Here is a 24,792-nt window from a genome sequence, read left to right on the forward strand (position 1 = left end):
ACCTGCTGCACCAGAATTATTATTAAAGGACGTACTGCCATGCCTGCCCCCTCTTCTGCCGCTGCCCGCGAGGTCAGCCACCACAAGGTGCTGATCGTCGGCGCCGGTGCCGCCGGAATCGCCACCGCCTCCAGCCTGCTGGCGCGTGATGCCTCGCTGGATATCGCGATCATCGACCCCGCCGACGTTCACTATTATCAACCTGGCTGGACCATGGTCGGCGCGGGCGTGTTTCGCGCAGCGTCCACCGCCCGCACCCTGGCCTCGACCGTGCCGGCGGCGGTCAGGTGGATCAAGGCCGCCGTGCAACAGTTCGACCCGCAGGCGCAGACCGTCAGCCTGGATGACGGGCGCCTGGTGAGTTACGAACAGCTGGTGGTATGCCCCGGGCTGCGGTTGGCCTGGGACGCCATCGACGGCCTGGTCGAGACCCTCGGCCAGAACGGCGTGACCTCCAATTACCGCTACGACCTGGCGCCCTACACCTGGCAGCTGGTGCAGGGCCTGAAGGAAGGCCGCGCCGTGTTCACCCAGCCACCGATGCCGATCAAGTGCGCCGGTGCCCCACAAAAAGCCCTGTACCTGTCGTGCGACCACTGGCTGCGCAGCGGGCGCCTGGGGGCGATCCAGGCGCAGTTCTTCAACGCCGGCAACGTGCTGTTCGGTGTCGCCGACTATGTGCCGGCGCTGATGGAATACATCGACCGTTACGGCGTGGACCTCAACTATTCACACCGGCTGGTGGCGGTGGACGGGCCGGGCAAGCGCGCGACCTTTCTGCGCACCCTGCCCGACGGCAGCAGCGAAACCGTGGTGCAGGCATTCGACATGCTGCATGTGGTACCGCCGCAGGTTTCGCCGGACTTCATCCGCAACAGCCCGCTGGCCGATGCGGCCGGTTGGCTCGAGGTCGACCCGGCCACCCTGCGCCATGCGCGCTACGGCAACATCCATGGCCTGGGCGATGTGATCAACACCAGCAATGCCAAGACGGCCGCCGCTGCCCGCAAGCAGGCGCCGGTGGTGGCCAACAACGTGCTGGTGGCACTGGGACGCCTGTCGCGTCTGGCCGAATACGACGGCTACGGTTCGTGCCCGCTGACGGTGGAGCGCGGCAGGATCGTGCTGGCCGAGTTCACCTACGGCGGCAAGCTGGCACCAAGCTTTCCGCGCTGGTTGCTAGACGGGCGCAGGCCCACGCGCCTGGCCTGGCTGCTCAAGGCGCGGATACTGCCGCCGCTGTACTGGCGCTGCATGCTCAAGGGGCGCGAATGGCTGGCCAAGCCGGTTGCGCGACTGCGTGAGGCGCGCCAGTGACAGAGCATGAACTGGTCGGCGCCGGTCTGGGCGCCCTCATTGGCATCATCCTGGCCCTGACGGGCGCCGGTGGCGGCATTCTTGCGGTGCCGCTGCTGGTGTTCGGCCTGGGCCTGAGCATGGTCGAGGCGGCCCCGGTCGGCCTGCTGGCGGTGGGCCTGGCGGCAGGTGTAGGTGCGGTGCTGGGGCTGCGTCAGGGGCTGGTGCGCTACCGGGCGGCGCTGTTCGTCGCGCTGATCGGTATGTGCGCCACCCCCTTCGGCCTGCTGCTGGCGCATCGCCTGCCCAATGCACCGCTGGCGCTGGGGTTCAGCGTGGTGCTGGTGTATGCCTGCGCACGCATGCTGCGCAAGGCCCGGCGCGAGCTGCGGGGCGAGCCGCCCTGTGCGGATCGTGCCCTGCAGCCCTGTGTGCTCAACCCGTTGCAGGGGCGCTTGCGCTGGACCCTGCCCTGCGCCCGCGCGTTGGCCTTCACCGGCTTGCTCAGCGGCCTGCTGTCCGGCCTGCTCGGGGTCGGTGGCGGGTTTGTGATCGTGCCTGCCCTGGGGCGCTACACCAACCTTGAGATGAAAAGCATCGTCGCCACGTCGCTGGCGGTGATCGCCCTGGTGTCGCTGGGCAGCGTGTTGAGCGCCAGCCTCAGCGGGGTGATGCACTGGGGTGTCGGCGTGCCGTTTGCCGGCGGTGCGGTGGCGGGCCTGGTGGTTGCGCGCCAGTTCGCCCACCGCCTGGCCGGGCCGCGTCTGCAACAGGGCTTTGCGCTGGTGGGGATAGCGGCTGCCCTGTTGCTGGCGGTCAACACCCTGGCGCGCTGAACGCCGCTCACTCGGCGAGCAGTTCGCCCTGCTCGTCGGCGCACAGCGCCAGCAGGTAGTCCCACACTACCCGCAGGCGCACCGACTTGTGCAGTTCGCGCCGGGTGCTGATCCAGTAGCTGCGCTGGATGGTTTCGCTGGGCAGCACGCGCACCAGGTGCGGGTCGTGGCGGGCCATGTAGTTGGGCAGTACCGCGATGCCCAGCCCGGCACGCGCCGCATGCTGCTGGGCGATCACGCTGGTGCTGCGAAACACCACGTTCGGTGCGCGGCAGAAGCTGTTGAGAAACAGCAACTGCTGGCTGAACAGCAGGTCGTCCACGTAGCCGATCCAGCTGTGCCGGGCCAGGTCTTCGCGGCTGTTGAGCGGCGCAGCCCTGGCCAGGTACTCGGGGCTGGCATACAGCGCCAGGCGGTAATCGGTGAGTTTTCGCGTGATCAACAGGTCGGCATGCGGGCGTTCCAGGTGAATGCTGATCTCTGCCTCGCGATTGATGATGCTGACAAAGCGCGGCACTGCGACCAGCTCCACCTCCAGCCCGGGGTAGCGTTCGAACAGGCTGCCCATGCGCGGGGTGAAGAACATGATGCCGATGCCCTCGGTCACCCCCAGGCGAATCTTGCCCAGCGGCGTGATGGCCTGGGTGATCTCCTCCTGCGCCAACAAGGCGACGTTCTCCATGGCTTCGGCGTGCTTGAGCAGGGCCTGCCCGGCCGGGGTCAGTTCATAGCCCTGGGCGTGCTGCACGAACAGTGCCGTGCCCAGGCTGCTCTCGATGCTCTCGATATGCCGGGCCACGGTGCTATGGGTGGTGTTGAGGCGCTTGGCCGCGGTCAGCAGGCGGCCGCTACGCTGCAACTCGAGAAAAAACCGCAGGTCATTCCAGTCGAACATGCTTTTCCTTGTGAATCAGAGGTTCACTTGCGTTGTTCTAAAACGCACAGCCGTTGCGTGAAATCTAACGTGTTCAACTCGAAAATAATCAATAACACTGGCCTGGACAAGAATAAAAATCAGGCGCGAGGTCTTCATGGCACCAGCCGATCATTCCTACGACTACGTGGTAGTCGGTGCCGGCCCTGCCGGCTGTCTACTGGCCAATCGGCTGTCTGCCGACCCTGGCTGCCGCGTGCTGCTGCTCGAAGCCGGCGGTCGCGACAACTACCCCTGGATCCACATTCCGGTGGGCTACCTCTATTGCATTGGCAACCCGCGTACCGACTGGTGCTTCAAGACCGAAGCGCAACCGGGGCTCGACGGTCGCAGCCTGGGCTACCCACGGGGCAAGGTGCTGGGCGGGTGTTCCTCGATCAACGGCATGATCTACATGCGCGGTCAGGCCCGCGACTACGATCACTGGGCCGAACAGGGCAATCCCGGGTGGGCCTGGAATGACGTGCTGCCACTGTTCAAGGCCAGCGAAAACCATTTTGGCGGCGCCAGCGAGCTGCACGGCAACGCTGGCGAATGGCGGGTCGAACGCCAGCGCTATTCGTGGGCGATCCTCGATGCGTTTCGCGAGGCGGCAGCCCAGAGCGGCATCGCCAGCATTGACGACTTCAACGGTGGGGATAACCAGGGCTGTGGATACTTTCAGGTCAACCAGCGCAGCGGCGTGCGCTGGAATGCGGCCAAGGCATTCCTGCGCCCCGTGCGCCACCGCCCCAACCTGACGGTGCTGACCGGCGTCGAGGTGGACAAGGTGCTGCTCGACAATGGTCGCGCTTCGGCCGTTCAGGCGCGCTGGCAGGGCAGCGAACAGCGTTACCAGGCCCGCCGCGAAATCATCCTGTGTGCCGGGGCGGTGGGTTCGCCGGGCATTCTTCAACGCTCCGGCATCGGCCCGCGGCCATTGCTGGAACGCCTAGGCATCCCGGTACTGCACGAATTGCCCGGCGTGGGCGGCAACCTGCAGGATCACCTGCAACTGCGCCTGATCTACAAGGTCAGCAACGTGCGCACCCTCAACCAGGTGGCCAACACCCACTGGGGCAAGCTGGGCATGGGCCTGCGCTATCTGTATGACCGCAGCGGCCCGTTGGCCATGGCGCCGAGCCAGCTGGGGGCGTTCGTGCGCTCGCACCCCGAGCAGCCCACGCCCAACCTGCAGTACCACGTGCAGCCCCTGTCGCTGGACCGCTTCGGCGAGCCGCTGCACCGCTTTGCCGCATTTACCGCCTCGGTGTGCAACCTGCGCCCGCTCAGCCGCGGGCGTGTGGATATCCGCTCGGCCAACCCGGGCGATGCACCGGTCATCGACCCCAACTACCTCAGCGAGCCTGAAGACCTGCGCGTCGCCGCCCAGGCCATCCGCCTTACCCGACAGATCGTACAGGCCCCTGCCCTCGCCGCTTTTGCACCGGTCGAATACCTGCCAGGCGCAGCACTCGATACCGAGGAGCAGTTGCAGCAGGCTGCCGGGCAGATCGGCACAACCATTTTCCACCCGGTAGGTACCTGCCGCATGGGCAACGGCCCGCTGGATGTGGTGGACGCACAGTTGCGCGTGCATGGCGTGGCGGGGTTGCGCATCGCCGATGCCTCGATCATGCCGCAGATCACCTCTGGCAATACCTGTTCACCCACCCTGATGATCGGCGAGAAGGCCGCGCAACTGATTCTTAAGGCCGCACCCGCAGCCAGCAACAGCAGTGGCAAGACCGCGTTAGCGACGCCCTGAGGGCGGCGTGCAGTGACGTCGGCAGCAGTCGGCCGGCGACGACAGTGGAACAACAACAAGAATCACTGTGCCCGCAAGGGCCGAGGACAGCACGATGTCGGACACTCTTCAACAGCAGGGCGCTGCAGCCGCGGGCAACAGCCGCCGCGAAGAACGCAAGATCATTTTCGCGTCATCCCTCGGGACGGTTTTCGAGTGGTATGACTTTTTTCTCTATGGGGCGCTGGCGGTCGTCATCAGCAAGCAGTTCTTCGCCGGGGTCAACGACACCACGGCGTTCATCTTCGCGCTGATGGCGTTCTCTGCCGGGTTCCTGGTACGGCCCTTCGGCGCTCTGGTGTTCGGGCGCCTGGGCGACATGATCGGGCGCAAATACACCTTCCTGGTCACCATCGTGCTGATGGGCCTGTCGACCTTTGCGGTGGGCCTGCTGCCCAACTACGCCAGCATCGGCATTGCCGCGCCGATCATCCTGGTGGTGCTGCGCATGCTCCAGGGCCTGGCCCTGGGCGGCGAATACGGCGGCGCGGCCACCTATGTGGCCGAGCACGCGCCGCCCGGCAAGCGCGGCTTTCACACCGGGTTCATCCAGTCCACCGCTACCCTCGGCCTGCTGCTTTCGCTGCTGGTGGTGCTGGGCAGCCGTTACCTCACGGGCGACCAGTTCGAGGTATGGGGCTGGCGCCTGCCGTTTTTGCTGTCGATCGTGCTGCTGGGTATCTCCACCTGGATCCGCATGAGCATGCACGAGTCGCCGGCCTTCGTGAAAATGAAGGCCCAGGGCAAGACCAGCAAGTCGCCGATTCGTGAGTCGTTCGGCTCGTGGGCCAACCTCAAGATCGTGCTCACCGCACTGTTCAGCATCAACGCCGGCCAGGCGGTGACCTTCTACACCGCGCAGTTCTACGTGCTGTTCTTCATGACCCAGATGCTCAAGATGGACCCGGCCCAGGCCAATACCCTGCTGATCATCAGCGTGGTGATCGGCGCGCCGTTCTTCGTGTTCTTCGGCTGGCTGTCGGACCGGATCGGGCGCAAGCCGATCCTGATGCTCGGCCTGCTGCTGGCCACCGTGCTGTACTTCCCGCTGTTCAAGGGCCTGAGCCACTACGCCAACCCGCAGATCGACGCGGCCAGCCGCCAGGCGCCGATCGTGGTGATGGCCGATCCGCAGGGCTGCACCTTCCAGTTCGACCCGGTGGGCAAGGCACGTTTCGACAGCACCTGCGACAAGGTCAAGACCTTCCTGGTCAAGCAGGGCCTGCCGTACAGCTCGCAATCGATGCCTGCCGGCACCGAGGTGGTGGTGACCATCGGCGAGCAGCGTATCGACGGCTTCGACGAAGCGGCCATGCGTGCGGCCATCGAAAAGGCTGGCTACCCGGCCAAGGCAGACCCGGCCAACGTGAACCAGCCGATGGTGGTGCTGCTGATCGTGGTGATGATCCTGATCGCGACCATGACCTATGGTCCGCTGGCGGCGGTGATGGTGGAGCTGTTCCCCACGCGCATCCGCTACACCTCGATGTCGCTGCCGTATCACATCGGCAATGGCTGGTTCGGCGGCTTCCTGCCGACGGTATCGTTCGCGCTGGTGGTGTATACCGGGGATATCTTCTACGGGCTGTGGTACCCGGTGCTGATTACCGGGGTGAGCCTGGTGGTGGGGATCTTCTGCCTGACGGAGACCAACAAGGTGGACCTGGACAAGGTGTGAAAGGGCCTTAAGTAATCCACAAAAAAACCGGCCTAAAAGCCGGTTTTTTTATCGCGCGAAAAAACTTATGCACGATTTTCGCAAAACAGTCATACAGAGAAATAAGCAGTTAAATCATAAGGTTAGCGAATTTTTCTGAAAGAAATCCAAATACTGTGCACACGTTATCCACAGAACGGTCAGGTCACCGGCTGGGCGTCGTCGGGGGCGTGCGCCGGCAGCGAACCGAGGTCGCGCTGGGTCTGCTCGTTCCATGCCGCCGCACGGTCGTTGAGCGCTGCGATGGCGCGTGGCCCGGTGCCTTCGGCATACATAGGCTCGCCGATCACCACCTCGATGGTGCCGGCGCGCTTTCCCCAGCCTTCCTTGGGCCAGTACTTGCCGGCGTTGTGCGCGATCGGCAGCACCGGCAGGTTGGCATTAACCGCCAGCGCGGTACCGCCACGGGAGAACTTGCCGATCTTGCCGAACGGCACGCGGGTACCCTCCGGGAAGATCAGCACCCACACACCGTCCTTGAGCAGCTTGTCGCCTTCGGTGGCCACCTGCTTGAGCGCAGCCTTGGGGTTGTCGCGGTCGATGGCGATGGGCCGCAGCATGGCCATGGCCCAGCCGAAGAACGGCACGTACAGCAGTTCGCGCTTGAGCACCTGGCTCAAGGGCTGGAAATAGGCGGAGAGGAAAAACGTCTCCCAGGTGCTCTGGTGATTGGAGAGGATCACGCAGGGTTGCGCCGGAATGTTCTCGGCCCCGGTGACGTTCACCCGAATGTTCAGGAAAACACGCACCAGCACCAGCGCAAAACGGCACCAGTACACATTGATGAAGCGGTAACGGGCGCGGAACGAAAGGAACGGCGCGATAAAGAAGCTCAGGGTGCACCACAGCAACGAGCTGGTACCCAGCAGCAGGTAAAAAAGAAAAATTCTGATCGCCTGCAGGATCGACATAGCGGAATGTACCGTTGCGGGCTAACCCGCCTGTGTGTGGATAAGTGCACTGGCGATCGACGCCAGGTCATCGAAAATCAGCGTTGCCTCGGGCACGCCCTTGCTCAGGGTCTGCTCGCCTTTGCCGGTCATTACCAGAACCGGTTGTGCATCGACGGCGCGCGCGGCTTCCAGGTCACCCTTGCTGTCACCCACGAACCACACCCCGGCCAGGTCGACCGCGTAATGGTTGGCAATGGTGCGCAGCATGCCCGGCCTGGGCTTGCGGCAATCGCAGCCGTCGTCCGGGCCATGCGGGCAATAGACGATCAGGCCCACCTCGCCGCCCTGCGCCGCCACCAGCTCGCGCAGGCGCGCGTGCATGGCGTCGAGGGTGGCCAGGCTGTAATAGCCACGGGCGATGCCCGACTGGTTGGTGGCCACCGCCACCGTCCAGCCGGCCTTGCTCAGCTGCGCAATGGCCTCGATCGAACCCGGGATGGGAATCCACTCGTCCAGCGACTTGATGTAGGCGTCGGAGTCCTGGTTGATCACCCCGTCCCGATCGAGAATCAGCAGCTTCACGTCCTACCCCAGCAGCGAGATGTCGGCCACGCCCAGGAACAGGCCGCGCAGGCGGCTGAGCAGGGCATAACGGTTGGCTCGCACGTTGGCGTCGTCGGCGTTGACCATCACCGCCTCGAAGAACGCATCCACCGGCTCGCGCAGCGCGGCCAGGCGCGCCAGCGACTCGCTGTACTGACGCGCAGCGGCCATCGGTTGTACCGCCTGATCGGCCTGTTGAATGGCCGAGTACAGCGAGAACTCGTTGGCGTTGTCGAAGTACTTGGGCTCTACCGAGGTAGCCACCGAACCTTCGGCCTTGCTCAGCAGGTTGGACACACGCTTGTTCACCGCAGCCAGGGCTGCGGCTTCCGGCAGCTTGCGGAACGCCTGCACGGCTTGCACGCGCTGGTCGAAGTCCAGTGCCGAGCCTGGCTTGAGCGCACGTACCGAGAGGTAGGTGGCCACGTCGATGCCTTCATCTTCGTAACGCGCACGCAGGCGGTCGAAGACGAATTCCAGCACCTGCTCGCTCAGGCCGGCAGCCTTGACCTTGGCACCGAACTGGGCGACGGCGACGTTCACCGCCTCGTTCAGGTCCAGGTCCAGCTGCTTCTCGATCAGGATACGCAGCACGCCCAGGGCGGCGCGGCGCAGGGCATAGGGGTCCTTGCTGCCGGTTGGCAGCATGCCGATGCCGAAGATGCCGACCAGGGTGTCGAGCTTGTCGGCGATGGCCACGGCCGCACCGGTCAGGGTCGAGGGCAGTTCGGCACCGGCACCGCGCGGCATGTACTGCTCGTTCAGGGCCAGGGCGACGTCTTCGGGCTCGCCGTCGTTGAGGGCGTAGTAGTAGCCGGCAACGCCCTGCATTTCAGGGAACTCGCCAACCATCTCGGTGGCCAGGTCGCACTTGGACAGCAGGCCGGCACGCGCCGCGCGCTGGGCGTCGCCGCCGATGCGCTGGGCAATGAAGGCAGCCAGCTTGGCCACGCGCTCGGCCTTGTCGAACACGCTGCCCAGCTGTGCCTGGAACACCACGTTCTGCAGGCGCTCGTTGAAGCTTTCGAGCTTCTGCTTCTTGTCCTGCTTGAAGAAGAACTCGGCGTCGGTCAGGCGCGGGCGCACGACCTTCTCGTTGCCTTCGATGATCTGCTTCGGATCGCGGCTCTCGATGTTGGCCACGGTGATGAAGCGCGGCAGCAGCTTGCCGTCCACGTCCAGCAGGCAGAAGTACTTCTGGTTGTCCTGCATGGTGGTGATCAGGGCTTCCTGCGGCACCTCGAGGAAACGCTCCTCGAACGAGCACACCAGCGGCACCGGCCATTCGACCAGCGCGGTCACTTCGTCGAGCAGGGCCGGCGGCACTATCGCGGTGCCTTCCTGCAGGGTGGCCAGTTCGGCGGTGCGTTTGCTGATCAGCTCGCGGCGCTCGTTGGCGTCGGCCAGCACATAGGCAGCGCGCAGGTCGGCCAGGTAGTTGGCAGGCGAGGTGATGCGCACGGCTTCAGGGTGGTGGAAGCGGTGGCCACGCGAGTCGCGGCCGGCCTTCTGGGCGAGGATGGTGCAATCGATGACCTGGTCACCGAGCAGCATCACCAGCCACTGGGTCGGACGCACGAACTCTTCCTTGCGTGCACCCCAGCGCATGCGCTTGGGAATCGGCAGGTCGTTGAGCGAGTCTTCGACGATGGTCGGCAGCAGGCTGGCGGTCGGCTTGCCGACGATGTTCTGGCTGTAGCGCAGCTTCGGCCCGCTCTGGTCGATTTCACTGAGGTCCACGCCGCACTTCTTGGCAAAACCCAGGGCGGCCTGGGTCGGGTTGCCGTCGGCGTCGAACGCGGCCTGGCGTGGCGGTCCGTCGAGGTTGACGCTGCGGTCCGGCTGCTGGGTGGCCAGGGCGGTGATCAGCACCGCCAGGCGACGTGGCGCGGCGTACACGGTCTTGCTCTCGAAGCTCAGGCCGGCCGCTTGCAGGCCCTTGTCGATGCCGGCCAGGAAGGCTTCGGCCAGGGTGTTCAGGGCCTTGGGTGGCAGCTCTTCGGTGCCCAGTTCTACCAGGAAATCTTGAGCACTCATTGTGCAGCCTCCAGCTTGGCCAATACTTCGTCACGCAGGTCCGGGGTCGCCATCGGGAAGCCCAGCTTGGCACGGGCCAGCAGGTAGGCCTGGGCCACGGCACGCGCCAGGGTGCGCACGCGCAGGATGTACTGCTGACGCGCGGTCACCGAGATGGCGCGGCGTGCATCCAGCAGGTTGAAGGTGTGCGAGGCCTTGAGCACCATTTCATAGCTTGGCAGCGGCAGCGGCTGGTCCAGTTCGATCAGGCGCTTGGCTTCGCTCTCGTAGAAGTCGAACAGTTCGAACAGCTTGTCGACGTTGGCGTGCTCGAAGTTGTAGGTGGACTGCTCCACCTCGTTCTGGTGGAACACGTCGCCGTAGGTCACCTTGCCGAACGGGCCGTCGGCCCATACCAGGTCGTAGACCGAGTCCACGCCCTGCAGGTACATGGCCAGGCGCTCCAGACCGTAGGTGATCTCGCCGGTGACCGGGTAGCACTCGATGCCGCCGGCCTGCTGGAAGTAGGTGAACTGGGTCACTTCCATACCGTTGAGCCAGACTTCCCAGCCCAGGCCCCAGGCGCCCAGGGTCGGCGACTCCCAGTTGTCTTCGACGAAGCGGATGTCGTGCACCAGCGGGTCCAGGCCCACGTGCTTGAGCGAGCCCAGGTACAGTTCCTGAAAGTTGTCCGGGTTCGGCTTCAGGACCACCTGGAACTGATAGTAGTGCTGCAGGCGGTTGGGGTTTTCGCCGTAGCGGCCGTCAGTCGGGCGACGACTGGGCTGCACATAAGCGGCGTTCCAGGTTTCCGGGCCGATGGCGCGCAGGAAGGTGGCGGTATGAAAAGTGCCGGCGCCTACTTCCATATCGTAGGGCTGAAGTACCACACAACCTTGCTCGGCCCAGTACTGCTGCAGGGCGAGGATCAGGTCTTGGAAGGTACGCACGGCTGGCGTAGGCTGGCTCACGAAATTCACCTTTTCCAGGGCTGCGAATATAAAGAGCGGGAGTATAACCCGATTCGCCCCCGCCTCTACCCTTGGAGCCTTATGCCACGCTGCTTTTGGTGTACCGATGATCCGTTGTACCAGGCGTACCACGACAGCGAGTGGGGCACGCCCCAGCGCGAGCCTGGCGCGCTGTTCGAAATGCTGCTGCTCGAAGGCTTTCAGGCCGGGTTGTCGTGGATCACGGTGCTGAAGAAGCGCGAGCGCTACCGTGAGGTGCTGTTCGGCTTCGACCCGCAGCGCCTGGCGCAGATGACCGATGCCGAGATCGAGGAGCGCATGCTCGACCCCGGCATCATCCGCAACCGCCTCAAGCTCAACGCCGCGCGGCGCAACGCCAGGGCCTGGCTGGCGCTGGACGAGCCGGCGCAGTGGCTCTGGTCGTTCGTCGGCGGGGTGCCGAAAATCAATCATTTCAGCCAGCGCAACGAGGTGCCGGCGGTGACCGACGAGGCCACGGCCATGAGCAAGGCCCTGAAGAAGGCCGGCTTCACCTTTGTCGGGCCGACCATCTGCTATGCCTTCATGCAGGCCACTGGCATGGTCATGGATCACACCACCGATTGCGATCGTTACGCCGCCCTGCGCCGCTGACGGTTACAATGCGCGGCTTGCAGAAGGAGGAACCTGCCTGTGGATAAGTTCAAGGGCGCCTTGATGGTCGGGGCGTTGCGATTGTTTGCCAAGTTGCCCTGGGGCGCGGTGCAGCGGGTTGGCGCGGCCATCGGCTGGATCATGTGGAAGGTGCCCAACAGCTCGCGCAACGTGGTGCGCATCAACCTGGCCAAGTGTTTTCCCGAGATGGACCCGGCCGAACGCGAGCGCCTTGTGGGCCGCACGCTGATGGACATCGGCAAGTCGTTCACCGAAAGCGCCTGTGCGTGGATCTGGCCGGCGCAGCGCTCCATCGACCTGGTGCGCGAGGTCGAGGGCCTGGAGGTGCTGCACGAGGCACTGGCGTCGGGCAAGGGCGTGGTGGGCATCACCAGCCACCTGGGCAACTGGGAAGTGCTCAACCACTTCTATTGCAGCCAGTGCAAGCCGATCATCTTCTACCGCCCGCCCAAGCTCAAGGCGGTGGATGACCTGCTGCGCGAACAGCGCGTGCAACTGGGCAACCGCGTGGCGGCGTCGACCAAGGAAGGCATCCTCAGCATCATCAAGGAAGTGCGCAAGGGCGGCCAGGTGGGCATTCCGGCCGACCCGGAGCCGGCGGAATCGGCGGGGGTGTTCGTGCCGTTCTTTGCCACCAAGGCACTGACCAGCAAGTTCGTGCCGAACATGCTGGCCGGTGGCAAGGCGGTGGGGGTGTTCCTGCATGCGTTGCGCCTGCCGGACGGTTCGGGCTTCAAGGTGATCCTGGAAGCGGCGCCGGATGCGATGTACAGCACCGACGTGGAGACCTCGGCGGCGGCCATGAGCAAGGTGGTGGAGCGTTATGTGCGGGCGTATCCAAGCCAGTACATGTGGAGCATGAAGCGCTTCAAGAAGCGCCCGCCGGGCGAGACGCGCTGGTACTGAGCGCCCCTTCGCCGGCAAGGCCGGCTCCTACAGGCGATTTGCGTAGGAGCCGGCCTTGCCGGCGAATGAAGCGACGCGCGCTCAGGCCTTGTCGAGCTTCCTGAGAAACACCGTCATCTCCTTCTCCGCCTGCTTGTCCCCATGCGCCTGCGCTGCAGCCAGCCCTTCGGTCCAGGCCTGGCGCGCGCCGGCCACGTCGCCCTGCACCTGATACGCCTTGCCCAGCAGCTTCCACGCCGCCGAGTACTTGGGGTCGAACTCCACGCAGCGGCGCAGGTGCAGCGCGGCCTCTGCGCCGTTGCCCTCATCCAGCCAGGCCTTGCCCAGGCCGAAGCGTAGCAGCGAGTTATCCACACCCTTGGCCAGCATCTTTTCCAGTGATTCGCGCATTCCGGTTTCTCCCTAGAAGAAGCTCAGGCCCACGTGGAACAGCTTCTCCACGTCGCGGATGTACTTTTTATCCACAACGAACAGGATCACGTGGTCGCCGGACTCGATCACCGTGTCGTCGTGGGCGATCAGCACCTGCTCGTCGCGGATGATCGCACCGATGGTGGTGCCCGGCGGCAGCGCGATGTCCTCGATGGCCTTGCCGATCACCTTGCTCGACTTCGAATCGCCGTGGGCAATGGCCTCGATGGCTTCGGCCGCGCCACGGCGCAGCGAGTGCACGCTGACGATGTCGCCGCGGCGCACGTGGGCCAGCAAGGTGCCGATGGTGGCCTGCTGCGGGCTGATGGCGATGTCGATCTCGCCGCCCTGCACCAGGTCGACATAGGCCGGGTTGTTGATGATGGTCATCACCTTCTTCGCGCCCAGGCGCTTGGCCAGCAGCGAGGACATGATGTTGGCTTCGTCATCGTTGGTCAGGGCCAGGAAGATGTCGGCGTCGGCGATGTTCTCTTCCAGCATCAGGTCGCGGTCCGAGGCGCTGCCCTGCAGCACCACCGTGCTGTCGAGGGTGTCGGACAGGTAACGGCAACGCGCCGCGTTCATCTCGATGATCTTGACCTGGTAGCGGCTCTCGATGGCCTCGGCCAGGCGTTCGCCGATCTGCCCGCCGCCGGCAATCACCACGCGCTTGTTGGTTTCGTCGATGCGGCGCAGCTCGCCCATCACTGCGCGGATGTGGTTCTTGGCGGCGATGAAGAACACCTCGTCGTCGGCCTCGATCACCGTGTCGCCCTGTGGCTTGATCGGCCGGTCGCGACGGAAGATCGCCGCCACGCGGGTGTCCACGTTGGGCATGTGCTCGCGGATCTGGCGCAGCTGCTGGCCCACCAGCGGGCCGCCGTAGTAGGCCTTGACCGCCACCAGCTGGACCTTGCCCTCGGCGAAGTCGATCACCTGCAGGGCGCCGGGGTGCTCGATCAGGCGCTTGATGTAGTGGGTGACCACCTGTTCGGGGCTGATCAGCACGTCGACCGGGATCGCCTCGTTGTTGAACAGGCCGCTGCGGGTCAGGTAGGCCGACTCGCGAACCCGGGCAATCTTGGTCGGGGTGTGGAACAGGGTGTAGGCCACCTGGCAGGCGACCATGTTGGTCTCGTCGCTGTTGGTCACCGCCACCAGCATGTCGGCATCATCCGCACCGGCCTGGCGCAGCACCGTCGGCAGCGAGGCGCGGCCCTGCACGGTGCGGATGTCGAGGCGATCGCCCAGATCGCGCAGGCGGTCGCCATCGGTGTCGACCACGGTGATGTCGTTGGCTTCGCTGGCCAGGTGCTCGGCCAGCGTGCCGCCGACCTGCCCCGCGCCCAGGATGATGATCTTCATCCGCTCTCCCTTGTGCTGGTTAGTGTCCGCGAACGGCGGCGATCTTGATCAGCTTGGCATAGTAGAAGCCATCGTGGCCGCCTTCCTGCGCCAGCAACTGCCGGCCATGGGGCTGGCGGATGCCGGCCTCGGTGGCCAGGTCCAGCTCGCGCGCGCCCGGCGTGCGGGCCAGGAACGCCTCGATCACTTCGGTGTTCTCGGTCGGCAGGGTCGAGCAGGTGGCGTAGAGCAGGATGCCGCCCACTTCGAGGGTTGGCCACAGCGCGTCGAGCAGCTCGCCCTGCAGGCTGGCCAGGGCAGCGATGTCATCGGCCTGGCGGGTCAGCTTGATGTCCGGGTGGCGACGGATCACACCGGTGGCCGAGCAAGGGGCGTCCAGCAGGATGCGCTGGAAGGTCTTGCCGTCCCACCAGCTGGCGGTGTCGCGGGCATCGCAGGCGATCAACTGGGCATCCAGGCCCAGGCGGTCGAGGTTTTCACGCACGCGGGTCAGGCGTTTGGCTTCCAGGTCGATGGCCACCACCGCCTCCAGCCCGGCATGCGCCTCGAGCAGGTGGCAGGTCTTGCCGCCGGGGGCGCAGCAGGCGTCGAGCACGCGCTGGCCGGGCGCCAGGTCGAGCAGGTCGGCGGCCAGCTGCGCGGCTTCGTCCTGCACGCTGATCCAGCCCTGTTCGAAGCCCGGCAAACCGCGCACGTCGCAGGCCTCGGCGAGCAGGATACCGTCACGGCTGTACGTGCACGGCGCGGCATCGATGCCGGCTTCGCGCAGCAGGCCCAGGTAGGCATCGCGGCTGTGGTGGCGGCGGTTGACCCGCAGGATCATCGGCGGGTGGGCATTGTTGGCGGCGCAGATGGCTTCCCACTGCTCGGGCCAGAACGCCTTGAGCGACTTCTGCAGCCAGCGCGGGTGCGCGGTGCGCACCACCGGGTCGCGTTCGAGTTCGGCAAGCATCTCGCTGCTCTCGCGCTGGGCGCGGCGCAGCACGGCATTGAGCAGGGCCTTGGCCCAGGGCTTTTTCAGCTTGTCGGCGCACCCGACCGTTTCGCCGATGGCGGCGTGGGCCGGCACGCGGGTGTACAGCAGCTGGTAGAGGCCCACCAGCAGCAACGCCTCGACATCCGCGTCGGCGGCCTTGAACGGCTTTTGCAGCAGGCGCTCGGCCAGTGCCGACAGGCGTGGCTGCCAGCGTGCGGTACCGAAGGCCAGGTCCTGGGTGAGGCCGCGATCGCGGGCCTCGACCTTGTCCAGCTGGGCGGGCAGCGAACTGTTGAGCGAGGCCTTGCCGCTGAGCACGGCGGCCAGGGCGCGGGCGGCGGCCAGACGCGGGTTCATTGGCCCAGCACCGTGCCGCTGGCGAATTTTTCGCGGCGGCTGTTGTACAGGTCGCTGAAGTTCAGCGCCTTGCCGCCGGGCAGTTGCAGGCGGGTCAGGCACAGCGCCTGCTCGCCGCAGGCCACGATCAGGCCGTCCTTGCTGGCAGACAGGATCTCGCCCGGCGTGCCCTTGCCATCGGCCAGGCGCGCACCCAGCACCTTGAGGGTTTCGCCGCCCAGGGTGCTGTGGCAGATCGGCCACGGGTTGAAGGCGCGGATCAGGCGCTCCAGTTCCTCGGCGGGGCGCGACCAGTCCAGACGCGCCTCGTCCTTGTTCAGCTTGTGGGCATACGTGGCCAGCGCGTCGTCCTGCACTTCGCCGTGCAGGGTGCCCGCGCCCAGGCCGTCGATGGCCTGCAGCACCGCAGGCGGGCCCAGTTCGGCCAGGCGATCGTGCAGGCTGCCGCCGGTGTCGCTGGCGCTGATCGGGGTGCAGACCTTGAGCAGCATCGGCCCGGTGTCCAGGCCGGCCTCCATGCGCATGACCGTCACGCCGCTTTCGGCGTCGCCGGCCTGCACCGCGCGCTGGATCGGCGCGGCGCCGCGCCAGCGTGGCAGCAACGAGGCGTGGCTGTTGATGCAGCCCAGGCGCGGAATATCCAGCACCGCCTGGGGCAGGATCAGGCCGTAGGCCACCACCACCATCAGGTCGGGCTTGAGTGCGGCCAGCTCGGCCTGCGCCTCGGGGCTGCGCAGCGTCGGCGGTTGCAGCACCGGGATGGCGTTATCCACAGCCAGCTGCTTGACCGGGCTGGGCATCAGCTTCTGGCCACGGCCGGCCGGGCGGTCTGGCTGGGTGTAGACCGCGACGATTTCATGGGGGCTGGCCAGCAGGGCCTTGAGGTGTTCGGCGGCAAACTCGGGGGTGCCCGCGAAGACGATGCGCATGCAGTTCTCGCTTAAAAAGAAAAAGGCTTGCCGGAGCAAGCCTTCTGGAATGAGGGATCAAGCGTTCTGGCGGTGCTGCTTTTCCAGTTTCTTCTTGATGCGGTCGCGCTTGAGGTTCGACAGGTAGTCGACGAACAGCTTGCCGTTGAGGTGGTCGCATTCGTGCTGGATGCACACGGCCAGCAGGCCTTCGGCGATCAGTTCGAAGGGCTTGCCGTCGCGATCCAGGGCCTTGACCCTGACCTTCACCGGGCGGTCGACGTTCTCGTAGAAGCCGGGTACCGACAGGCAGCCTTCCTGGTACTGGTCCATGTCGTCGGTGAGCATTTCCAGCTCGGGGTTGATGAAGACCCGCGGTTCGCTGCGGTCTTCGCTCAGGTCCATGACCACCACGCGCTTGTGCACGTTGATCTGGGTGGCGGCCAGGCCGATGCCAGGGGCTTCGTACATGGTTTCAAACATGTCATCGATCAACTGACGGATGCTGTCGTCCACTTCCGTCACCGGTTTGGCGATGGTGCGCAGGCGCGGGTCCGGGAATTCGAGGATGTTCAAGATGGCCATAAGCGTATGAGCTGCACTGTGCGATGGGTTGCAAACATGAATGCACATAATAAAGGTATTCGGCGCGTTCGGCACCCTTCTCAAGGTCGGCTAGGGTTTTGAAGGCGACTGGCGGCCCGCACCGGGCGGCGAGTTGTCAAACTATTATCAACAGAGTTATCCACAGGTTTTCACGCGTGGCTGACCCGCCTTCGATCAAGGATGATCCGATGCCCCTCCCGCCTGTTGCGGCGTGCTCGCCGGTTGAACTCGAGGCACGTCTGCGCCTGCACCGCCTTCCCGATATCGGGCCAAAGGGCTTTGGCCTGCTGCTGGAAGCCTTTGGCAGCGCGGCCGCCGCGCTTGATGCGCCCGCCACACAATGGCGGGCGCTGGGCCGCAGCCCGGCCAGCATAACGGCCCGCCACAGTGCCGAGGCTTACGCCGGTGCAGCGGCTGCAATGGCCTGGCTAGAGCGGCCCGGGCAGCATTTGCTGATGTGGGACGCCCCCACCTACCCTGGCTTGCTGGCCGAGCTTTGCGATGCCCCGCCCCTTCTGTTCATTGCCGGCGACCCGACGATTCTGGAGCAGCCGCAGCTGGCCATCGTCGGCAGCCGGCGCGCTTCACGCCCGGCCCTGGACACCGCGGCCGCGTTTTCCAGGCAACTGGCCCAGGCCGGTTTCGTGATTACCAGCGGCCTGGCGCTGGGGGTCGACGGTGCCGCTCACCAGGCTGCAATGGATGCTGGCGGACGCACTATCGGCGTGCTCGGCACCGGCCTGCAAAAACTTTATCCACAGCGACATCATGCTCTCGCGCAGGCCATGGCCGAGCGCGGTAGCGCAGTGGTCTCGGAGTTCCCGCTGGATGCCGGACCGGTGGCGGCCAACTTCCCGCGGCGCAATCGCATCATCAGCGGGCTGTCGCTCGGCGTGCTGGTGGTGGAGGCCAGCCTGGCCAGCGGTTCGCTGATCACCGCGCGCCTGGCGGCCGAACAGGGGCGCGAGGTGTACGCGATTCCTGGCTCCATCTACCATCCGGGGGCCAGGGGCTGCCATCAATTGATACATGATGGCGCGATGCTGGTGGAGAGCATAGAGCAGATTCTGGAAAGTTTGCGTGGCTGGCAGAACCTTCCGTCGGCCGCCCCCGAGCCGGTGGTGCACCCGCTGCTGGGGTTGCTGCTGGCGGCGCCGCACACCACCGAGGCGTTGGCGCTGGCCAGCGGTCAGGCCCTGCCCCAGGTGCTGGCCACGCTCACCCAACTGGAGCTGGACGGGCGTGTGTGCAGTGACGCGGGGCGTTGGTTTGCCCGGCCGGGCTAAGTACACTGCGTACCAGCCTTTGAACGCGGAGTGACAACGATGGTGAACAGTTGGCGTGTGCAACAAGCCGCGCGGGAAATTCGGGCGGGTGCGGTACTGGCCTATCCGACCGAGGCGGTCTGGGGCCTGGGCTGTGACCCGTGGAACGAGGAGGCGGTGGACCGCCTGCTGGCGCTCAAGTCCCGCTCGGTGAACAAGGGGCTGATCCTGATTGCGGACAACATCCGCCAGTTCGACTTCTTGTTCGAGGACTTCCCCGAGCTGTGGCTGGACCGCATGGCCAGCACCTGGCCGGGGCCCAATACCTGGCTGGTGCCGCACCAGGGCATGTTGCCGGAATGGATCACCGGCGTGCATGACACCGTGGCGCTGCGGGTCAGCGACCACCCGGTGGTGCGCGACCTGTGTTCGCTGGTGGGCCCGCTGGTGTCGACCTCGGCCAACCCGCAGGGCCGGCCGGCAGCGCGCTCGCGCCTGCGCGTGGAACAGTACTTCCACGGGCAGCTGGATGTGATCCTGGGCGGCAGCCTGGGCGGGCGGCGCAACCCGAGCGTGATTCGCGACCTGGCCACGGGGCAGGTCGTCAGAGCGGGGTGACCCCATTCGCCGGCAAGGCCGGCTCCTACAGGCGCGCCAACGTCTGTAGGAGCCGGCCTTGCCGGCGAAGCATTCAGCGCCGATTCAGGGCAGCAGTACCGTAGACCCAACCGTCCGCCGCGCCGACAACTCTGCCTGAGCCTTGGCCGCCTCGGCCAGCGGATAGCGCTGCTGGATATCCACAGCCAGCTTGCCGCTGGCGATCATTTCGAACAGCTCGTCGGCCATCGCCTGGGTGTTCTCGGCATTGTTGGCATAGCTGGCCAGCGTCGGCCGGGTCACATACAGCGAGCCCTTCTGCGCCAGGATCCCCAGATTGACTCCGCTCACCGCGCCCGACGCATTGCCGAAGCTCACCATCAGCCCGCGCGGCGCCAGGCAGTCCAGCGAGGTCAGCCAGGTGTCCTGGCCCACGCCGTCGTACACCACCGGGCACTTCTTGCCGCCGGTCAGCTCCAGCACGCGTTGCGCCACGTCTTCACGGCTGTAGTCGATGGTTTCCCATGCACCCAGGGCCTTGGCCCGCGCCGCCTTCTCCGGCGAGCTCACGGTACCGATCAGCTTCACGCCCAGGGCCTTGGCCCACTGGCAGGCCAGCGAACCCACCCCACCGGCGGCGGCATGGAACAGCACCGTCTGGCCGGCCTGCAGCGCGTAGGTCTGGCGCAGCAGGTACTGCACGGTCAGGCCCTTGAGAATCACCGCGGCGGCCTGCTCGAAGCTGATGCTCTCGGGCAGCTTCACCAGGTTTGCTTCAGGCAGCGTGTGCACCTCGCTGTAGGCACCCAGCGGACCGCCAGCGTAGGCCACCCGATCGCCCACCTTGATCCGCGTCACGCCCTCGCCCACCGCCTCGACCACGCCGGCAGCTTCGGTGCCCAGGCCCGAGGGCAGTGCCGGCGGCGCGTACAGCCCGCTGCGGAAATAGGTGTCGATGAAGTTCAGACCAATGGCGTGGTTGCGCACGCGGACCTGTTGCGGGCCGGGCGCGGCGGGTTCGAAGTCGACCAGGGTCAATACCTCGGGGCCGCCATGCTGGCTGAACTGGATACGCTTGGCCATCTGCACTCTCCTGCTGGATCCGGGAAAACCCCTATCGGACGCCTTTGCTTGATCGCCGTCAACTGCGGGTGGCCTGCCGCCGGTGGTATGCTACGCGCCGAATTCAGCGCCGGCCCCCGCCTGGCCCGGCCCTAGCCCGTTTCCAAGGTGACCTGATGACTACCCGCACCGAGGCCGTGAAGGCCTACCTGCTCGACCTGCAAGACCGGATTTGCGCCGCCCTGGAAAGCGAAGACGGCGGCGCCCGCTTCGTCGAGGACGCCTGGGTACGCGAAGCCGGTGGCGGTGGGCGCACGCGGGTGATCGGCGAAGGCAATGTCATCGAAAAAGGCGGGGTCAACTTTTCGCACGTGTTCGGCAGCGGCCTGCCGCCGTCTGCCAGCGCGCACCGCCCCGAACTTGCTGGCCGTGGTTTCGAGGCGCTGGGGGTGTCGCTGGTGATCCATCCGCACAACCCCCATGTACCGACCTCCCACGCCAACGTGCGCTTCTTCATTGCCGAGAAGGAAGGTGAAGAGGCGGTATGGTGGTTCGGCGGCGGCTTCGACCTCACGCCCTACTACGCCCACGAAGAAGACTGCATCCACTGGCACCGCGTGGCCGAGCAGGCCTGCGCACCGTTCGGCGCCGATGTGTACCCGCGCTACAAGGCCTGGTGCGACCGCTACTTCCACCTCAAGCACCGGGGCGAGCCGCGGGGCATCGGCGGCTTGTTCTTCGACGACCTGAACGAGTGGGACTTCGACACCTGCTTCGCCTTCATCCGCGCCATTGGCGATGCCTACGTCGAGGCCTACCTGCCCATCGTGCAACGGCGCAAGGCGCAGCCGTACACCGCCCAGCAGCGTGAATTCCAGGAGTTCCGCCGCGGGCGCTACGTGGAATTCAACCTGGTGTACGACCGTGGCACCCTGTTCGGCCTGCAATCGGGCGGCCGTACCGAGTCGATCCTGATGTCGCTGCCGCCGCAGGTGCGCTGGGGCTATGACTGGAAGGCTGCGCCGGGCAGCGAAGAAGCACGCCTGACCGAGTACTTCCTGCAGGACCGCGACTGGCTGGGCCTGGACAAGGCCGCTCACTGAACCCATTGTGGATAACGTGCCCGATTCGCCGGGCGGACTCAGGAAACGCGTCATGGACCAGTACGTTGTATTCGGCAACCCGATCGGCCACAGCAAGTCGCCGCTGATTCACCGGCTGTTCGCCGACCAGACCGGCCAGCAGCTGGAGTACAACACCCTGCTGGCGCCGCTGGACGACTTCAGCATGTGCGCGCTGGGCTTCTTCAAGCAGGGCAGCGGCGCCAACGTCACCGTGCCCTTCAAGGAGGAAGCTTACCGCCTGGTGGGTGACGGCCTGACCGCACGCGCCTGGCGAGCCGGGGCGGTGAACACGCTGACCCGGCTGCCCGACGGCAGCCTGCAGGGCGACAACACCGACGGTGCCGGCCTGGTGCGCGACCTCACGGTGAATGCCGGGGTCGAGCTCAAGGGCAAGCGCATCCTGCTGCTGGGGGCCGGCGGCGCGGTGCGCGGGGTGCTCGAGCCGTTGCTGGCGCATGAGCCTGCGTCGCTGGTGATTGCCAACCGTACGGTAGAAAAGGCCGAGCAGCTGGCCCGCGAGTTCGACGACCTGGGGCCGGTGGCCGCCAGCGGCTTCAGCTGGCTGGAAGAGCCGGTGGACCTGATCATCAACGCCACCTCGGCGAGCCTGGCCGGCGAGATGCCGCCGATTGCCGCGAGCCTGATCGAACCGGGCGTGACCGTGTGCTACGACATGATGTATGCCAAGGAGCCCACGCCGTTCTGTCGCTGGGCCACCGAGCACGGTGCGGCCAAGGTGCTGGACGGGCTGGGAATGCTGGCTGAGCAGGCGGCGGAGGCGTTCTTCATCTGGCGCGGGGTGCGCCCGGACACCGGGCCGGTGCTCGATGAGCTGCGCCGGCAGCTGGCGCGGGGCTAGAACGCGGCGCTGCCTTCGCCGGCAAGGCCGGCCCCTGTAGGCGCCGGCCTTGCCGGCGAAGGGCGCAACTCAATCCTCAAACTGGACCGGGCAATCAGCCGCCCCTTCCAGCTTCTGCAACTCCTCCACCACCTGCCCCCTCGCCCGCCGCAGCACCAGCTGACGCCCCTGCCGGCGCAGCCGCCGCGCCTCCTGGTGCAGCATCTCCACCCCCGAGTAATCGATGAAGTTGATCTGCCGCGCATCGATCACCACCACCGGTGCCTGGCACCGCTGCAGGCGCACCTGCAGATAATGGCTGGCGCCGAAGAAGATCGAGCCGAACACCCGCAGCACATCCGCCTCGCCTTCGCGCGACTGCTGTACCCGTGGCTGCGAAGTGCGCTTGAGGTAGAAGAACAGCGACGCCAGCACCCCGGCATAAATCGCCGTCTGCAGTTCCAGCAGCAAGGTGGCGACGCAGGTCAGCAGCATCACCAGAAACTCCGGCCGGCTGACCCGGTACAGCGCCCGAATCGCACGGTGATCCACCAGCCCCCAGCAGATCAGCAGGATGCTGCCGGCCATCGCCGGGATCGGGATGTGCGCGATCAGGCTGGCGCCCGCCACGGCGAACAGCGCCACCCACAGGGCCGAGAACACCCCCGCCAGCGGTGACTGCGCCCCGGCCTCATAGCTGAGCCCGGAACGGGTGAACGAGCCCGACGACAGGTAGCCGGAGAACCATGCACCGCCCAGGTTGGACAGGCCCTGGGCGCGGATCTCCTGGTTGGCGTCGATCAGCTGTTCGGAGCGGATCGACAGCGAGCGCGCAATCGACAGGCTGGTGACCAGCCCCAGCATGCCCACCGCCACGGCACTGGGCAGCAGGCGCAGGATCAGCTCCAGGTCCAGCAGCGGCAGCGGGCTCAGCGGGGGCAGCCGGCCAATGAACGCCGGCACCAGCGCCACATGGCCGAACAGTGCCGGCCACAGCCACACCAGCAGGCTGGCGCCGGCAAGGCTGATCAACAGCGCCGGCCAGCGCGGCCGTGCGAGCTTGATCGACAGCCCCAGCAGCAAGGTGCCCAGCCCCAGCAGCAGCGATGGCCAGTCGATGTCGCCGGCATGCTGCAGCAGGCCTTGCAGGGTTCTGAGGGCGGTGGCCTGGCTGGCGAGGTCGAGCCCCAGCAGGTTCGGCACCTGGCCCAGGGCGATCACCACTGCAGCGCCGAGGGTGAAGCCGAGCACCACCGAGTGCGAGACGAAATTCACCAGCGCGCCGAAGCGCAGCATGCCCACCAGCCACTGGAACACCCCGGCCAGGAAGGTCAGCAGCAGGATCAGGCGGATGTAGTCGTCGCTGCCGGGCACCGCCACGGGGCTGATGCTGGCGTAGAGCACGATGGAAATGGCGGCGGTGGGCCCGCAGATCAGGTGCCACGACGAGCCCCACAGGCACGCGATCAGCACCGGCACGATGGCCGCGTACAGCCCGTACTCGGCGGGCAGGCCGGCGATCAGCGCATAGGCGATCGACTGCGGCAGGGCCAGGATCGCCCCGCTGAGCCCCACCAGCAGGTCGCGCCGCACGCTGGCACGGGTTTGCCGAGGCAACCAGGCGAGAAAGGGAAACAGACGGTGGCGCTCTAGCCAGGCCATGAAGCTCTCTATGCAGTGCGGTGAAGGCTCAGGGTGCAGGCTATGGCGGCCCGGTGCAAGTCAGGGGGCCTCGATGAAATTCACCTGTTCGCCAACATGCAGGTTCAGGTCCAGCAGGTCGGCAATGCCCGCAGCGATGCCTGCCAGGCTGTCCGGGTGCTCGCTCAGTGGCGTGTTGACCAACGTCCAGCGCAGGCCACCGGCCTGCAACAACTCCGCCAGCGGCGCCGCGCCGCCGCCAAACTGGCCCACCAGCACGATGCGACGCAGGGGCGTGCGGGCCATGCCCGCGAGCAGGGCCTGGGTCATCAGCCCCTGCCGCGAGAAGTCGCCGGGCGCCAGGCCGTCGAGCAGGCACACCACGGCCGAGCCGCCGGCGATGCTCTGTTCGGCCTGGTCTGCGCTGGCCAGGCCGCCGTTCTTGACGTGCAGGCCGGGGCGCGCCTGGGGCTGGTTGAGGTCGTCGAGGATCAGGGTCACCTCGTGCTGGCGCTGCAGCAGTTCGCTTACCAGCGCATCACCCAGGGTGCACTGGCCGCCGAGCAGGATCAGTTTGAAGACAGGTGTTTCGGCGTTTTTCACGATAGCGCTCCGGGGGTATCCTGATGGCCTTTGGACCTGCGGGAGCACCTGGGGGTTCGGTCGAATTCAGGAGGCAGCGTGCAACGGATAAAGGGGTATCACGCCCATGTGTATTACGACGCCGGTACGATGGAGCAGGCGCGGGCGCTGTGCGAGGAAGCCGCCACGCTGTTTGGCGTGAGCATGGGGCGCATGCATCAGAAACCGGTGGGGCCGCACCCGGACTGGAGCTGCCAGCTGGCATTCGGGCCGGAGATGGTGGGCGTGGTGCTGCCGTGGCTGGCGTTGTACCGCAAGGGGCTGGTGGTGTTTCTGCATCCGCTGACCGGCGATGAGCTGGCCGATCATCGGGACCATGCGATCTGGATGGGGGCCGTGCGGCCGCTGGATCTTTCGATGTTCGAAGGGGCCTGAAGCGGCGGCGAAA

General features: G+C 66.1%; 24 protein-coding genes. 11 read left to right on the forward strand and 13 right to left on the reverse strand.

The features are described 5' to 3' along the window. Positions 1–39 precede the first annotated feature (39 nt). Both NJH59_RS12625 and NJH59_RS12630 read left to right on the forward strand, forming a co-directional pair. Positions 40–1,317: an FAD/NAD(P)-binding oxidoreductase gene (locus NJH59_RS12625; protein WP_054916055.1), complete on the forward strand. Its 1,278-nt coding sequence runs from the start codon at positions 40–42 to the stop codon at positions 1,315–1,317. Continuing rightward, complete coding sequence (locus NJH59_RS12630) at positions 1,314–2,132, forward strand: sulfite exporter TauE/SafE family protein (RefSeq protein ID WP_043862235.1); 819 nt, start codon at positions 1,314–1,316, stop codon at positions 2,130–2,132. Before NJH59_RS12625 ends, NJH59_RS12630 begins: the two co-directional genes overlap by 4 nt. A gap of 7 nt (positions 2,133–2,139) precedes the next feature. Here NJH59_RS12630 and NJH59_RS12635 read toward each other — a convergent pair whose 3' ends face one another. Next, entirely contained in the window at positions 2,140–3,027 is an 888-nt protein-coding gene (locus NJH59_RS12635; protein ID WP_054916053.1) for a LysR family transcriptional regulator, read from the reverse strand. A 136-nt stretch (positions 3,028–3,163) separates the two neighbouring features. Here NJH59_RS12635 and NJH59_RS12640 point away from each other — a divergent pair, with 136 nt between their 5' ends. Both NJH59_RS12640 and NJH59_RS12645 read left to right on the forward strand, forming a co-directional pair. Next, positions 3,164–4,813, forward strand: coding sequence for a GMC family oxidoreductase (locus NJH59_RS12640; protein WP_104571753.1), 1,650 nt, complete (start codon positions 3,164–3,166; stop codon positions 4,811–4,813). A gap of 94 nt (positions 4,814–4,907) precedes the next feature. Continuing rightward, a complete protein-coding gene (locus NJH59_RS12645) occupies positions 4,908–6,530 on the forward strand; it encodes an MFS transporter (protein ID WP_253086849.1) in 1,623 nt (540 codons plus the stop codon). Positions 6,531–6,709: 179 nt separating this feature from the next. Here NJH59_RS12645 and NJH59_RS12650 read toward each other — a convergent pair whose 3' ends face one another. The 4 genes from NJH59_RS12650 to glyQ are packed head-to-tail and all read right to left on the reverse strand — an operon-like array spanning position 6,710 to position 11,052. Further along, positions 6,710–7,480 (reverse strand): 1-acyl-sn-glycerol-3-phosphate acyltransferase, encoded by a 771-nt coding sequence (locus NJH59_RS12650; protein ID WP_043862239.1) that lies wholly within the window; start codon positions 7,478–7,480, stop codon positions 6,710–6,712. Positions 7,481–7,501: 21 nt separating this feature from the next. Further along, positions 7,502–8,044 (reverse strand): D-glycero-beta-D-manno-heptose 1,7-bisphosphate 7-phosphatase, encoded by a 543-nt coding sequence (gene gmhB / locus NJH59_RS12655; protein WP_100634899.1) that lies wholly within the window; start codon positions 8,042–8,044, stop codon positions 7,502–7,504. A 3-nt stretch (positions 8,045–8,047) separates the two neighbouring features. Then, the gene (gene glyS, locus NJH59_RS12660; RefSeq protein ID WP_043862241.1) at positions 8,048–10,102 is read right to left on the reverse strand and encodes a glycine--tRNA ligase subunit beta; all 2,055 of its coding nucleotides are present in this window, start codon (positions 10,100–10,102) and stop codon (positions 8,048–8,050) included. Next, positions 10,099–11,052, reverse strand: coding sequence for a glycine--tRNA ligase subunit alpha (glyQ, locus tag NJH59_RS12665; RefSeq protein WP_043862242.1), 954 nt, complete (start codon positions 11,050–11,052; stop codon positions 10,099–10,101). The genes glyS and glyQ overlap by 4 nt, the downstream gene beginning before the upstream one ends. A gap of 81 nt (positions 11,053–11,133) precedes the next feature. Between glyQ and NJH59_RS12670 the strand changes: the two genes are divergently transcribed. Continuing rightward, positions 11,134–11,685 (forward strand): DNA-3-methyladenine glycosylase I, encoded by a 552-nt coding sequence (locus tag NJH59_RS12670; RefSeq protein ID WP_043862243.1) that lies wholly within the window; start codon positions 11,134–11,136, stop codon positions 11,683–11,685. A 39-nt stretch (positions 11,686–11,724) separates the two neighbouring features. After that, the gene (locus NJH59_RS12675; protein WP_054916050.1) at positions 11,725–12,612 is read left to right on the forward strand and encodes a lysophospholipid acyltransferase; all 888 of its coding nucleotides are present in this window, start codon (positions 11,725–11,727) and stop codon (positions 12,610–12,612) included. An 81-nt stretch (positions 12,613–12,693) separates the two neighbouring features. On the opposite strand, the gene NJH59_RS12680 is transcribed toward NJH59_RS12675, so the two are convergent. Genes NJH59_RS12680 through def form a run of 5 tightly spaced genes read right to left on the reverse strand, consistent with a single transcriptional unit; the run spans position 12,694 to position 17,214 of the window. Continuing rightward, on the reverse strand, positions 12,694–13,002 hold the full coding sequence (locus NJH59_RS12680; protein ID WP_088514199.1) for a tetratricopeptide repeat protein: 309 nt from the start codon (positions 13,000–13,002) through the stop codon (positions 12,694–12,696). A 12-nt stretch (positions 13,003–13,014) separates the two neighbouring features. Beyond that, positions 13,015–14,388 (reverse strand): Trk system potassium transporter TrkA, encoded by a 1,374-nt coding sequence (trkA, locus tag NJH59_RS12685; protein ID WP_043862246.1) that lies wholly within the window; start codon positions 14,386–14,388, stop codon positions 13,015–13,017. Positions 14,389–14,407: 19 nt separating this feature from the next. Continuing rightward, on the reverse strand, positions 14,408–15,721 hold the full coding sequence (gene rsmB, locus NJH59_RS12690; protein WP_078481293.1) for a 16S rRNA (cytosine(967)-C(5))-methyltransferase RsmB: 1,314 nt from the start codon (positions 15,719–15,721) through the stop codon (positions 14,408–14,410). After that, positions 15,718–16,650 (reverse strand): methionyl-tRNA formyltransferase, encoded by a 933-nt coding sequence (fmt, locus tag NJH59_RS12695; RefSeq protein ID WP_253086850.1) that lies wholly within the window; start codon positions 16,648–16,650, stop codon positions 15,718–15,720. The genes rsmB and fmt overlap by 4 nt, the downstream gene beginning before the upstream one ends. 57 nt (positions 16,651–16,707) lie before the next feature. Further along, positions 16,708–17,214, reverse strand: coding sequence for a peptide deformylase (gene def / locus NJH59_RS12700; protein WP_043862249.1), 507 nt, complete (start codon positions 17,212–17,214; stop codon positions 16,708–16,710). 209 nt (positions 17,215–17,423) lie between these two features. On the opposite strand from def, the gene dprA reads away from it, so the two are divergent. Together dprA and NJH59_RS12710 are read left to right on the forward strand one after the other, a co-directional pair. Continuing rightward, positions 17,424–18,521, forward strand: coding sequence for a DNA-processing protein DprA (dprA, locus tag NJH59_RS12705; protein ID WP_253086851.1), 1,098 nt, complete (start codon positions 17,424–17,426; stop codon positions 18,519–18,521). A 39-nt stretch (positions 18,522–18,560) separates the two neighbouring features. After that, entirely contained in the window at positions 18,561–19,118 is a 558-nt protein-coding gene (locus NJH59_RS12710) for an L-threonylcarbamoyladenylate synthase (RefSeq protein ID WP_043862251.1), read from the forward strand. 84 nt (positions 19,119–19,202) lie between these two features. Here the strand turns inward: NJH59_RS12710 and NJH59_RS12715 are convergent, their stop codons facing one another. After that, entirely contained in the window at positions 19,203–20,180 is a 978-nt protein-coding gene (locus tag NJH59_RS12715; protein WP_253086852.1) for an NADPH:quinone reductase, read from the reverse strand. Positions 20,181–20,335: 155 nt separating this feature from the next. Here NJH59_RS12715 and hemF point away from each other — a divergent pair, with 155 nt between their 5' ends. Both hemF and aroE read left to right on the forward strand, forming a co-directional pair. Continuing rightward, positions 20,336–21,262 (forward strand): oxygen-dependent coproporphyrinogen oxidase, encoded by a 927-nt coding sequence (gene hemF, locus NJH59_RS12720; protein WP_043862252.1) that lies wholly within the window; start codon positions 20,336–20,338, stop codon positions 21,260–21,262. Between the two features lie 52 nt (positions 21,263–21,314). After that, entirely contained in the window at positions 21,315–22,142 is an 828-nt protein-coding gene (gene aroE, locus NJH59_RS12725) for a shikimate dehydrogenase (RefSeq protein ID WP_043862253.1), read from the forward strand. 69 nt (positions 22,143–22,211) lie between these two features. On the opposite strand, the gene NJH59_RS12730 is transcribed toward aroE, so the two are convergent. Both NJH59_RS12730 and NJH59_RS12735 read right to left on the reverse strand, forming a co-directional pair. After that, positions 22,212–23,783 carry a SulP family inorganic anion transporter gene (locus NJH59_RS12730; RefSeq protein ID WP_054916044.1) on the reverse strand — a complete coding sequence of 524 codons (1,572 nt, stop codon included), beginning with the start codon at positions 23,781–23,783 and terminating at the stop codon, positions 22,212–22,214. A gap of 60 nt (positions 23,784–23,843) precedes the next feature. Next, positions 23,844–24,365 carry an NAD(P)H-binding protein gene (locus NJH59_RS12735; protein WP_058541986.1) on the reverse strand — a complete coding sequence of 174 codons (522 nt, stop codon included), beginning with the start codon at positions 24,363–24,365 and terminating at the stop codon, positions 23,844–23,846. Positions 24,366–24,443: 78 nt separating this feature from the next. On the opposite strand from NJH59_RS12735, the gene NJH59_RS12740 reads away from it, so the two are divergent. Next, positions 24,444–24,779 (forward strand): DOPA 4,5-dioxygenase family protein, encoded by a 336-nt coding sequence (locus NJH59_RS12740; RefSeq protein WP_043862256.1) that lies wholly within the window; start codon positions 24,444–24,446, stop codon positions 24,777–24,779. Positions 24,780–24,792 lie beyond the last annotated feature (13 nt).

This window comes from Pseudomonas sp. VE 267-6A (genome assembly GCF_024126555.1).
Classification (GTDB): domain Bacteria; phylum Pseudomonadota; class Gammaproteobacteria; order Pseudomonadales; family Pseudomonadaceae; genus Aquipseudomonas; species Aquipseudomonas palmensis.

Excerpts from the sequence above, each read along its gene's own strand:
- NJH59_RS12680 (WP_088514199.1), bottom strand. The coding sequence starts at position 13,002 with ATGCGCGAATCACTGGAAAAGATGCTGGCCAAGGGTGTGGATAACTCG.
- NJH59_RS12650 (WP_043862239.1), bottom strand. The coding sequence starts at position 7,480 with ATGTCGATCCTGCAGGCGATCAGAATTTTTCTTTTTTACCTGCTGCTG.
- NJH59_RS12625 (WP_054916055.1), top strand. The coding sequence starts at position 40 with ATGCCTGCCCCCTCTTCTGCCGCTGCCCGCGAGGTCAGCCACCACAAG.
- NJH59_RS12645 (WP_253086849.1), top strand. The coding sequence starts at position 4,908 with ATGTCGGACACTCTTCAACAGCAGGGCGCTGCAGCCGCGGGCAACAGC.
- fmt (WP_253086850.1), bottom strand. The coding sequence starts at position 16,650 with ATGCGCATCGTCTTCGCGGGCACCCCCGAGTTTGCCGCCGAACACCTC.
- trkA (WP_043862246.1), bottom strand. The coding sequence starts at position 14,388 with ATGAAGATCATCATCCTGGGCGCGGGGCAGGTCGGCGGCACGCTGGCC.
- dprA (WP_253086851.1), top strand. The coding sequence starts at position 17,424 with ATGCCCCTCCCGCCTGTTGCGGCGTGCTCGCCGGTTGAACTCGAGGCA.
- NJH59_RS12640 (WP_104571753.1), top strand. The coding sequence starts at position 3,164 with ATGGCACCAGCCGATCATTCCTACGACTACGTGGTAGTCGGTGCCGGC.
- NJH59_RS12715 (WP_253086852.1), bottom strand. The coding sequence starts at position 20,180 with ATGGCCAAGCGTATCCAGTTCAGCCAGCATGGCGGCCCCGAGGTATTG.
- NJH59_RS12730 (WP_054916044.1), bottom strand. The coding sequence starts at position 23,783 with ATGGCCTGGCTAGAGCGCCACCGTCTGTTTCCCTTTCTCGCCTGGTTG.
- NJH59_RS12635 (WP_054916053.1), bottom strand. The coding sequence starts at position 3,027 with ATGTTCGACTGGAATGACCTGCGGTTTTTTCTCGAGTTGCAGCGTAGC.
- glyS (WP_043862241.1), bottom strand. The coding sequence starts at position 10,102 with ATGAGTGCTCAAGATTTCCTGGTAGAACTGGGCACCGAAGAGCTGCCA.
- NJH59_RS12670 (WP_043862243.1), top strand. The coding sequence starts at position 11,134 with ATGCCACGCTGCTTTTGGTGTACCGATGATCCGTTGTACCAGGCGTAC.
- NJH59_RS12710 (WP_043862251.1), top strand. The coding sequence starts at position 18,561 with ATGGTGAACAGTTGGCGTGTGCAACAAGCCGCGCGGGAAATTCGGGCG.
- def (WP_043862249.1), bottom strand. The coding sequence starts at position 17,214 with ATGGCCATCTTGAACATCCTCGAATTCCCGGACCCGCGCCTGCGCACC.
- aroE (WP_043862253.1), top strand. The coding sequence starts at position 21,315 with ATGGACCAGTACGTTGTATTCGGCAACCCGATCGGCCACAGCAAGTCG.
- rsmB (WP_078481293.1), bottom strand. The coding sequence starts at position 15,721 with ATGAACCCGCGTCTGGCCGCCGCCCGCGCCCTGGCCGCCGTGCTCAGC.
- hemF (WP_043862252.1), top strand. The coding sequence starts at position 20,336 with ATGACTACCCGCACCGAGGCCGTGAAGGCCTACCTGCTCGACCTGCAA.